Consider the following 3,111-nt stretch of genomic DNA (forward strand, 5'->3'; position numbering starts at 1 on the left):
GCTTCGATCCCTTCAGCCCTACCGGGACTGGCTGCCCTACGTCACCGTAGGGGTAATCCTGCCTCTCCTTCTGTGGATCTTCCTGTCCATTCTGAGGCAGGTACGGCGAAATTCCCGGGGCGGAAAAAATGTCCGCCCCTCGCCCGCCCCTGCGGGGACGGCGGTTCAGGGCAAGGCCATCGACATCACGACCGATTTTGTGGTCCATGATCCATGGGCGGAGCCCTCGCTCGGAACTCAGGCCGCCCCAGCGCCGCAGCCCAATGTCCCTTTGCGGCCTCAGGAACAAGGGGTTTCGGCCCCGGTCCCGGACAGGACACTCTCGGGGATCGCACCCGATTCCGCCGCCGCCGCCAGCCCCATTGTCCTGCCCGCCCCCGCTCCGAGAGCGGCCTCCGGTCCATCCGCCGCGCCGGCTCCCGCTCCGTCCGCCCAACGACACGAGGCCCCGGAGCCGCCCAGGACCGCCGCCGCGAGCCCCAACACGCCTCCCGAGTCGGAGTTTCAGCGAATCTACATCGACATGTATATCGACCTGGAGCTCACCACGAACTTCAGCGCGTTGAGGACGGACGTCAACGGTATGCTCTCCCGGGGGGTCTCCTCCGAGCCCTTGCTGCCGGAGGGAAGCGCAACTCCCGATGAGTACGTCCTCGCCTGCATCGCCCTCGCCGCGCTGGAGGACCTTCAAACGAAGGAATCCCGCCTCGAATCGGGCGAGCTGAGCCCGCATGGGCAGGAGCTGTGCAAGATCTATGAATATATCCTGAACCGCCTGAAGGGAAACGGGAAACTTTCGGAGGACTCCGCCAGGAAACTGCTTCAGGAGACCCTGGAGAAGGTCCTCGGAACAACCGGGCATCATCAGTAATGGAGAGGGCTTTATGATCAAACTGATGATCTTCGACCACGATATGACGATCGTGGACTCGAGCCACGCCATCCTGGCGGGGCTCAATCTGGTGGCCGAGGCGGTCGGCCGTCCCAGGGCCACCCACGCTCAGGTGATGCGGTACATCGCCATGCCCATGAGGGAGTTCATGATCGGCACCCTGGGCGACTGCCGGCCCGAGTGGCTGGAGCTGTACCGCGACAAGGTCGCACCGCTCGAACACTCCATGATCCGCCCCTTCCCCGAGACGAGGACGATCCTGCCCCGCCTTCGGGAGATGGGCTTGATCCTGGCCGTCGCCTCGAACCGGAACGCCCCGAGGACGGCCATGGAGAGGAGCGGAACGGCCCATTATTTCGACGCGATCGTCGGCCCCTCGGACCACCTGCCCTACAAGCCCGAGCCCGGGATGCTCCTGAGCCTCATGGATCGTTTCGGAGTCCCCGCGGATCGGACCGTCTACGTCGGGGACTCCGACATCGACGTCAGGACGGCCCTCGCAGCGGGGACACGGGCGATCGGCACGGCGCAGGGCAACTTCACGAAGGAGCAGCTTCTGGAGCTGGGGGCGTGGCGCGCCGTCGGCTCCCTCGACGAGCTGCCCGGTATCGTGGAGGAGGATGGGAGGGAATGACCGCTTGATCTACAGGGACCTCTCGACCACCCCGGGGACGGCGGGCACCCCCCCATCCCCCCCAAGGAATCGTCTGTCGGACGAGTCCAGCCCCTACCTGCTCCAGCACGCCGACAACCCCATAGCCTGGTACCCGTGGGGGGACGAGGCATTCGAGGCCGCGCGCAGGGAGGACAAACCCATATTCCTCTCGATCGGCTACTCCTCGTGCCACTGGTGCCACGTCATGGAGCGGGAATGTTTCTCCGACCCCGAGGTGGCGGACCTCATGAACGACGTCTGCGTCGCCGTCAAGGTGGACCGGGAGGAGCGGCCCGATCTGGACGGGCTCTTCATGGACATATGCCACATCCAGAACGGCAACGGAGGCTGGCCCCTGAACCTCTTTCTGACCCCCGAGGGCAGGCCCTTCTTCGCGGCCACGTGGCTGCCCAAGAGGACGACGGGCCGGATGCCGGGGCTGACGGACATCCTGCCGCGCGTCAAGTGGCTGTGGTCCATGCAGCGCGAGGACGTGATCCGAGGGGCCGACAGCCTGGCGGAGACGCTGGCCGCCCACCTGAAGTTCGTCTCGGGAGGCCGGGTGGGCGCCGCATCGGCCCGAAGCGCCCTCAACGAGCTCCAGGGACTCTTCGACCCGCAGTGGGGCGGGTTCGGGTTCGCGCCCAAGTTCCCGGCCGCGCCGCGCCTTCTCTTCCTGCTGGAACAGGCCCGCTCGGCCATCAACTCCACGCAGGAGCGCGAGACGCTCCTGGGCATGGCGGACCTAACCCTCCGCCGCATGTGGAGGGGCGGCATCCACGACCATCTGGGCGGCGGGTTCGCGCGCTACGCCACGGACGAGCAGTGGCTCGTTCCCCACTTCGAGAAGATGCTCGCCGATCAGGCCCTGCTGCTCCTGACCGCAGCGCTGGCCCACGAGATCCGTCCCGACCCGTTCTACCGCACCCTGGCGGAGGACATCGTCGGATGCGTGCAGCGGGATTTCACCGCCCCGGAGTCCTGCTTCCGAACGTCCCTCGACGCGGACAGCGAGGAGGGGGAGGGGCGCTACTACCTCTGGACGGAGGAGGAGGTCCTCCGGTTGCTCCCGGAGGGGGACCGCGGCCTGTTCTGCGCCGCCTACGCCGTCCTGCCCGGCGGAAATTTCGGACACGAGATGACGGGAATGCGGACGGGACAGAACATCCTCTACGAGGCCTCGACCGTCGCGGAACTGTCGCAGCGCTACGGGATCCGAGCGACCGAGGCGGCGGATCGCCTCGCCCGGGACCGGGCCATCCTTCTGGAGGCCCGCTCCCGGCGCACGCCGCCCGCCGTGGACGACAAGGTGCTCATGGATTGGAACGGCCTCATGATCGGGGCCCTGGCCCGCGCCTCCTCGGCATTCGGGCAGCCGGAATGGAGGCTCTCCGCCGAGCGGGCCGCCCTGTTCCTCCAAAAGGCCCTGCCGGACCCCAAGGGCAGCTGGAGGCGGCGGTACCGCGGCGGAGACGCGGGGATTCCCGCCCTCCCCGGGGACTACGCGGCGCTGCTGTGGGGCGTCATGGAGCTTCACCGCGCCGCGGCCGCCGCCGGGGCGCGG

2 protein-coding genes and 1 pseudogene are annotated in these 3,111 nt (G+C 67.7%); all 3 read left to right on the forward strand.

Annotated elements, in window-relative coordinates; all coding sequences use genetic code 11:
- Nucleotides 1-871: pseudogene (locus ABLA28_RS11160) on the forward strand (hypothetical protein); the annotation flags it as partial.
- 13 nt (nucleotides 872-884) lie between these two features.
- Nucleotides 885-1,526 (forward strand): HAD family hydrolase, encoded by a 642-nt coding sequence (locus ABLA28_RS11165; RefSeq protein WP_299298673.1) that lies wholly within the window; start codon nucleotides 885-887, stop codon nucleotides 1,524-1,526.
- A gap of 4 nt (nucleotides 1,527-1,530) precedes the next feature.
- Nucleotides 1,531-3,111, forward strand: a 1,581-nt coding sequence (locus tag ABLA28_RS11170; RefSeq protein ID WP_347713727.1) for a thioredoxin domain-containing protein, incomplete at its 3' end; no start/stop codon positions are given.

It is taken from the genome of uncultured Fretibacterium sp. (assembly GCF_963544685.1).
GTDB lineage: Bacteria > Synergistota > Synergistia > Synergistales > Aminobacteriaceae > CAJPSE01.